9 protein-coding genes and 1 pseudogene are annotated in these 6561 nt (G+C 63.4%); 5 read left to right on the top strand and 5 right to left on the bottom strand.

Annotated elements, in window-relative coordinates:
- A partial coding sequence (locus DBO85_RS00050) for a type VI secretion system Vgr family protein (protein ID WP_146168147.1) occupies positions 1-883 on the bottom strand: 883 nt, incomplete at its 3' end.
- 357 nt (positions 884-1240) lie between these two features.
- On the opposite strand from DBO85_RS00050, the gene DBO85_RS00045 reads away from it, so the two are divergent.
- From DBO85_RS00045 to DBO85_RS00025, 5 genes and pseudogenes are all read left to right on the top strand, one after another.
- A complete protein-coding gene (locus DBO85_RS00045; RefSeq protein WP_108104039.1) occupies positions 1241-1675 on the top strand; it encodes a DcrB-related protein in 435 nt (144 codons plus the stop codon).
- Positions 1676-1718: 43 nt separating this feature from the next.
- Positions 1719-3011, top strand: coding sequence for a PAAR domain-containing protein (locus tag DBO85_RS00040; protein WP_108104037.1), 1293 nt, complete (start codon positions 1719-1721; stop codon positions 3009-3011).
- Positions 3008-3538: a hypothetical protein gene (locus DBO85_RS00035; RefSeq protein WP_108104035.1), complete on the top strand. Its 531-nt coding sequence runs from the start codon at positions 3008-3010 to the stop codon at positions 3536-3538. The genes DBO85_RS00040 and DBO85_RS00035 overlap by 4 nt, the downstream gene beginning before the upstream one ends.
- Positions 3539-3673: 135 nt before the next feature.
- Positions 3674-3727 (top strand): annotated as a pseudogene (locus tag DBO85_RS19805) (hypothetical protein); the annotation flags it as partial.
- 98 nt (positions 3728-3825) lie between these two features.
- Positions 3826-4062, top strand: coding sequence for a hypothetical protein (locus DBO85_RS00025; protein WP_108104034.1), 237 nt, complete (start codon positions 3826-3828; stop codon positions 4060-4062).
- A 41-nt stretch (positions 4063-4103) separates the two neighbouring features.
- Here DBO85_RS00025 and DBO85_RS00020 read toward each other — a convergent pair whose 3' ends face one another.
- From DBO85_RS00020 to tssI, 4 genes are all read right to left on the bottom strand, one after another.
- A complete protein-coding gene (locus DBO85_RS00020) occupies positions 4104-4466 on the bottom strand; it encodes a hypothetical protein (protein ID WP_108104032.1) in 363 nt (120 codons plus the stop codon).
- A gap of 58 nt (positions 4467-4524) precedes the next feature.
- Entirely contained in the window at positions 4525-4806 is a 282-nt protein-coding gene (locus tag DBO85_RS00015; RefSeq protein ID WP_108104030.1) for a DUF2384 domain-containing protein, read from the bottom strand.
- 27 nt (positions 4807-4833) lie between these two features.
- Positions 4834-5418 (bottom strand): hypothetical protein, encoded by a 585-nt coding sequence (locus DBO85_RS00010; protein WP_108104028.1) that lies wholly within the window; start codon positions 5416-5418, stop codon positions 4834-4836.
- A gap of 32 nt (positions 5419-5450) precedes the next feature.
- The coding region (gene tssI / locus DBO85_RS00005; protein WP_146168146.1) for a type VI secretion system tip protein TssI/VgrG at positions 5451-6561 on the bottom strand (1111 nt) is incomplete at its 5' end.

Raw genomic sequence — 6561 nt, 5'->3', positions numbered from 1 at the left:
CCTTGCCGCGCAGCTGGACGCGCTCGAACTGGGTCTGGATGGCCTCGATGCGGGTGCGCGCATAGTGCTCGCCATCGCCGGTCTGTACGTATTCACCGGGGTAGTCGTAGAGCGGGTAGTCGGCGGCGGTGTGACCGCGCGGCACCGTGGAGCGCACCTCGAGACGAGCGCTGGGGCGCTCGAAGTCGTAGTCGTTGAGCGTCAGCGAACCGGGCTGCACCTCGCGCGCCATGTACCAGTCGAAGAAGTGGTCACGCTCGCGCTGTTCCTCGGTCGGCGGGTAGTAGGGCACCGAGGCGTAGCCGGGCACCGTCGAATGCGCGCCGTAGGCGTCGGAAAGCACCAGCACGTGGCGGCTCTTTTCATGGCGAAACCAGAAGTAGATGCCCTCCTGTTCCATCAGCCGGGTGACGAAGTCCAGGCTGGTCTCGCGGTACTGCACGCAGTAGTCCCACTCGCGATAACCGCGAGAGAGACTGTCCTCGAAATCGGAGAAACCGAGGTCGCGGAAGACCTTCTTGATGATGTCCGGCACCGTCATGTTCTGGAAGATGCGGCAGTCGGAGGTGCGCGACATCAGCCACAGCCAGGGCCGCAGAGTGACGCGGTAGCCGGCGAACTGGCCGGAGCCTGCGGTCTGGCTGGCGCGGGCGACTATGCCGTGGAAGTAGCGCTCGCCGCCGTCGTGCAGCTGCAGCGAGAGGCACATCGGCTTGCCCAGCAGGTCGTCGAGCATGATCTCCGCATCCTCGGAAACCAGCGCCAGCTCGAACTCGAAGGGTCGGCCGAGCTCCTCGACGCCGTCCATGCGCTCGACGATCAATACGTCGTCACCGAGCGGGCTGCTGACCTTCGCCAGACGGGTTGATTGGGATAGTGACATCGCGCTCCCTGCCTCTTGTTCCTGTGGTTGCAAACCCGACAGGGCGCTGACGCCCGTCTCCCTGGATGCCAGACGTTACTCGCAGGCTGGCGCGCTGAAAAGCGTGGCAGAAGGTTTAGCAGAGAAGTGCTGCGCATGCTGTCTACTGGCGCCTATCTACAGCAACCCATGCACAGCGCTCGGAGGCAGTGCCCGACTCGACGCCGAACATTTGCCCGACCGGGTTGCTCTTCGTTGGCAAAAGCGAGAACCGGCGCATAAGTCCGGCCGGGGGTGTGCAGCATTCCTTGAATGTCGGGGGGCGTTACCTGAGAATTTCCGCCCCGCAGCGTCACCCCAGCCAAGGAACGATTCGCCGTGATCCCCTACCGAGTCAACGAGGCCGATCTGCAACTGCCCGCCAGTTGGCAGGACCAGAGCATCAACATCTTCAAGCTGCCTGCCAGCGGCCCGGCCCAGGAGGCCAGCTTCGTCATCAGCCGCGATCCCAGCCAGGGCGACACGCCCTTTGCCGACTACATCACCGCGCAGATCGATGGGGCGCAAAAGCAGTTGCCCGGCTTCAAGCTGATCCTGCGGGGAGACTTCTTGCTGCACGGCCACGCGGCCTCGCGCCTCGACTACAGCTGGCAGCGTGAAGGTCGTGAGCTGATGCTGCGCCAGGTGTTCATCGAGCGTAAGCCGGCGGTACTGATCACCACCCTGACCACCACACCGAACGACATCAAGCACCACGAGAAAGCCTGGAAGCAGGTCATGCAATCGCTGATACCGGTCCCGCCCGCTGCCTGACGCGCCCACTTGGCGTGCAATCTGATGGAAATGGATACCTGCAATGGATGCTCAGGCTGCTGCTCGCCTAGGAGATGAAATCGCCCACGGCTTCGGCGTCGCCGCCATGCTCGCCGGCGCGGTGGCCGGTGCGCTGATCGGTGCTGCGGTGGTCGCCGCCACCGTGGCCACCGGCGGCGTGGCACTGGCGATCATGGCCGGCTCGGTGGCTGCCGGCGGCCTGTCGATGTTCCAGGTGGTCAAGGGCCTGAGCACCATCTTCAAGTTACCCGAGCCCACGACCGGGGCGTTGATCGTCGGCAGCATCAACGTCTACATCAACAGCCGCAACGCCATGCGCGCAGGGATGGACAACGCCAGCTCCTGCACCGGCTTTCCCTGCAACCACCCGCTGTGGCCATTCCCGGTACTGATCGCGGAGGGCAGCGCCAGCGTCTTCATCAACGGCGCCCCGGCCGCGCGACTGCACAGCAAGATGGTCTGCGGCGCGCATATCAAGAGCGGCAGCGAGAACACCTTCATCGGCGGCCCGACGGTGCGCGTGGCCTTTGTCCTCGACATCGAGGGCTGGATGCACACCGGCCTCGAAGCGCTAGGGCTGCTCGCCGCGGGTGGCGCGCTGATCCTCGCGGCCATGGCCGGTGTGGCGGTACTGGCCGGTGCGCTGGTCATCGGTGGCGCGATGATGGGCGGCATGGCCTTGCTCGGCGATCTGGGCGACCGCCTCGGCCCCGGTTACCGCGACCTGCTGCAGGGTGTGGCGGGCCTGGCCTTGTTGGGAATGGGGCCGAAGCTGGCACGGCTGGGACAACCGGCCAAGCCGACACCGAGGTACAAACCGGGCTACAGCGAGGCGGATATCCTGGCGATGCCCAAAGGATCACGGCCGCCGCCCGGGGACTATCTAGAGGGCGCATATGTTCAGGGTCACCTGCAGGTATTCAAGGATAAGGGCGGCGCCTTCCTGTTTACTGCCGACGACATTTCCAACCCGATGTACGGCACCTTCAACCCCAACAAATTCGTGATGGCCGAGCCGGACATGGCTTCGGTGGTGGCCCAGTACAAGAAGACGGGTGATGTCACCGTGCTGGAAAACGCGTTGGGCTATGATCCCGGCTCGCTCGCGGGCAAGGACATCTACATGCTCAAGATGGACAACCCCAAGGTGCTGATGCCCACCGGCAACGAAGGCGGTGCAAATTCGCTCTGGCGACCAGGCGGCGTAACCCATCCTGGGGGTATGCGCGAAGCGGTGCTGGACAACGTGCCGATCGCCCACGGCAACGACATAGGCGCGCTGATGAGGACGCATGACGTGGTGAAAATTCAATGAGCACTCAGGACGACGTACTTGAACTGGCGTTGGCCAACGACGAGCTCGACCGCTTCGTGGTCGGCGAGCCGTTCTACTTTCTCGAAGCGCGGGTCGACAACGAGGAGCCGCAGAACATCCCCCAGGCGTTCGATCAGTTGCTGTTGCCACACTGGCGGGAGGCTGGCGACCCGCTGCTCTGGCAACGCTGGATCGCCGGCATGCTCAAGGCGCTGCGCGACTACCCGGACGTCAATCGAGCGATCTATAGCGTGGCCAACTGGCTCTGGTACTACCACTACTGCCTGGGCAAGAAGCGCGCGCAGCCTCAGGGTAGTTACGCCGATCTGCCGGAGCTGGATCTGGGCGCGGTGGCGCTGGCCCTGCAGCTACGCATGGCCGAGCGCAAGGACGAGCTGATCGCCGACACCCGCTGGGCCGGCGCCACCTGGAACAGCCCGCAGGGTATCTGGGTGCCGCTGCTGCGCCTGGCCACGGCCGTGCGTGACAATCTCGGAGGTCCGGACTTCGTTCCGCTCAACGCCTGATGCCGGCAAGGCGGCCACGAAAAGGACGGATGGGCATACACAACGGCGACGAATCTGCCCGGCGCGACCTCTATATCGACTACGACTTCTAGGAAGTCACCTATCGCTGGGACCACCGCCCCCCCCAAGTGCTATGTGAAGTTCTATGGCAAGCCGGAAAGCCGGGGATGGGTCCCACACGACAACCGACTGCTCAACCATGCCTTGGGCTTTGGTCGGGATATCAGCCGTGAAGAATATTTGCCGCCCGGCACGCGCTTTTCGGCACCACCCGAGAGAAAAACAGCATGCGTTTCAACGACACCTTCGTCAGTCGCACGGAACGTTTCTCGTTGGGTGTCGAGCAAGACAGCGGCCGACATTACCTGTCCACTCCGATCAGTCAGCCTCGGGTCGACTATGAGGTCTTCTATGCGCTCTCGGCGCAGGAGTATCAGCTGTTCCTGAGCGATGCCGCGGCCTGTGCAGATTTCCTGGCGCGTTGCCAGGCGGGTGAATGCGAGGCGCGGCGGATAAAGCCTTAGCGGGACGCGCGGCATCCAGGGCGAAGCCGCCCAGAAGGCGCTCAAGGCCAGGCGAACACGCCGGCCAGATAGATGGCGTAGCGTGCCGGTTGCAGCTCTCCGGCAGCCACCACGATGAGATAGCCGGCGCCCGAGCACGGGTCGGTCGTCTGTTGATAATGCAGCGCCAGGTTGTCTTGCCTGTAGCTGGCAAACCCTGCGACGGAATCGACACGCTTCTCTGCACGCTCCAGCAGGCTCATCAGCGCGTCTGCCGACTCGCCCAGCTCGCTCAAGTAATGGGTTCGTTGATTGTCGAAAATCAGCTGGCCGCCACCCGGTAGATCCAGTGCGGCGCTGAATCGGTAGAAGTCGCTGTCTTCACCGTCGAATAACGGTTTCCGTCTCTTCAGCAGGTTGTTCATTCGGTCGCCTCGCTTCCAGAGGGCCACACTTGTTCCAGGTAGCGGAACGGTCCTAGTGTTATGGCATGCGCATCAGCACTGTCTTCAGACGCTTCAACAGAACGGGGCTGTCCAGGCAGTCGATAGGACGAAGTTCATCCAGAGCAGGAACTGGCTGCTCGATCCACCAGAGCGCTTCCTGGATGCCTCTCTTGCCGTACATGATCGAGGCGATAGCGAGGTGGCCACCCAAAGAATCCGCGAGCAATCGGCAATTGGCGTCGTCGTACTCCTGCATGTAGCGACTGGCAAAGGCCTGCCACGCCGTATCTCCGGAATAGTCTTCTTCCAGCCGTTGCATCTGAAACCTCCAGACTTGACTGAACGCTCAGGGTGCCGGCTTGACGTTCTGGAGGACATCAAGCAACGCGGCGATCCGGCCCTCGCTTTCGACGGGGTCCGGCGCATTGGCATGCGCATCGAGCAACTTCATCAGATGCACCAGTTGCCCGCTTCTGCTCTCGGGTTCCGGTGACCAGGCGCTCGCGCATCCCGCATCCGGCAATGTGAAGGAATAGGAAACGCCATCCAGCCCGAATCGTTCGGAGCGCCTGGAAGAGAGAATGGCCTGGCCGAAGGTGCGCCGGATGCGTTCGGCCAGTTCAGGTGCGATGGGCGCCTGATCATTGAGAACCGGTACCTGCACGCCGGAGAAATCCAGTGTCGCATTCAAACGCCGTCCTTCAGACCACAGCGATTCTTTGAAGCGCACGGCATGAACCAAATTGCGGTCATCCAGACGTACTCCGGACTCGACGGCGAAAGACGGTCTGCGTACCAGCGAAAGTGCGTTTTTCCGAGTGGTCTGGCTGGCCATGTCGATGAGCGTTTCGACACGCTCGTGGTAGCCCGATGTCCCTTCACTACACGGTTCGAGAAACTCCCCGGCCATCAGATCAAGGGACAGCGCCATGCCGACGACTCCATACAGGTGCCCACGCAATCTCACCCCTGCTCCTTCGGTGGCGGAAACAGCGCTTCGACTTCCGCGTCGATGCTGCCCTTGTCGCCCTGGCCCTGGGCAGGCACTTCGCTCGCGCCGCCGGAGTTGAGGTCCAGGCGGCCGCCGGTATCGATGTTGCCGTTGCCGGAGGCGAAGATGTTGAAGGCGGTGCCGGAGATGTTGATCTCGCCGCTGGCGTTGAACTCCAGCACGCTCTTGCCGCAGACCAGGCGGATCTGCGCGCCGGCCTCGATCAGGTACTGGGTGCTGATGGCGTCGCGCCGCGCGCCGCCGACCAGCAGGCTGTCGTTACGTTTCACCCCGCGCAGGCGGTCGCGGACGATGCGCACGGTCTCGTCGTTGCCCACGGTGCGGTTGCGGTTGTGGCCGACGAAGTGGCTCTCGTCGTTTTCCACCACGATGTCCTGGTTGCGCTCGGCGTGGATATACAGCTGCTCGGCGCCCTTCTTGTCCTCCATGCGGATTTCATTGAAGTTGGCCGGCGTGCCGCCCTTGCTCGAACGGCTCTTGATCCCGCTCTGGGTGGCGTTGGCGGGCAGCTCGTAGGGCACGGTCTGCTCGGCGTTGTAGACCCGGCCGGTGATGATCGGCCGGTCGGGGTCGCCTTCGAGGAAGCTGACGATCACCTCCTGGCCGATCCGCGGCACGTGGATCGCGCCCCAGTTCTTGCCGGCCCAGTACTGCGATACGCGAATCCAGCAGGAGCTGTTCTCGTTGGACTGGTCATGCCGGTCCCAGTAGAAGTGCACCTTCACCCGACCGTACTGGTCGGTCCAGATCTCTTCGCCCTGGGGGCCGACCACCATCGCGGTCTGCGGACCCTGGACGATCGGCCGTACCGTCATCGGCAGCAGCCGGTACGGCTGGGTGGCCTCGATGCAGACCAGTGAGCTGTTGAACTGGTCGCCGCCGCCACGCCCGGACTCGGCGCTTTCCTGAGCGATCTGATAACTGGCGGAGATGACCAGATACTCACGGTTCTGGTCCTCGCGCGGGTAATTGGTCAGCTTGAACAAGTGCCCGGCACCCACGCCACGGACCTTGCCGCGCAGCTGGACGCGCTCGAACTGGGTCTGGATGGCCTCGATGCGG

It is taken from the genome of Pseudomonas mangrovi (assembly GCF_003052585.1).
In the GTDB taxonomy this organism is placed as follows: domain Bacteria; phylum Pseudomonadota; class Gammaproteobacteria; order Pseudomonadales; family Pseudomonadaceae; genus Aquipseudomonas; species Aquipseudomonas mangrovi.
Note: the sequence above shows the minus strand (reverse complement) of the source record. Positions and strands in the feature narration are given on the sequence as shown.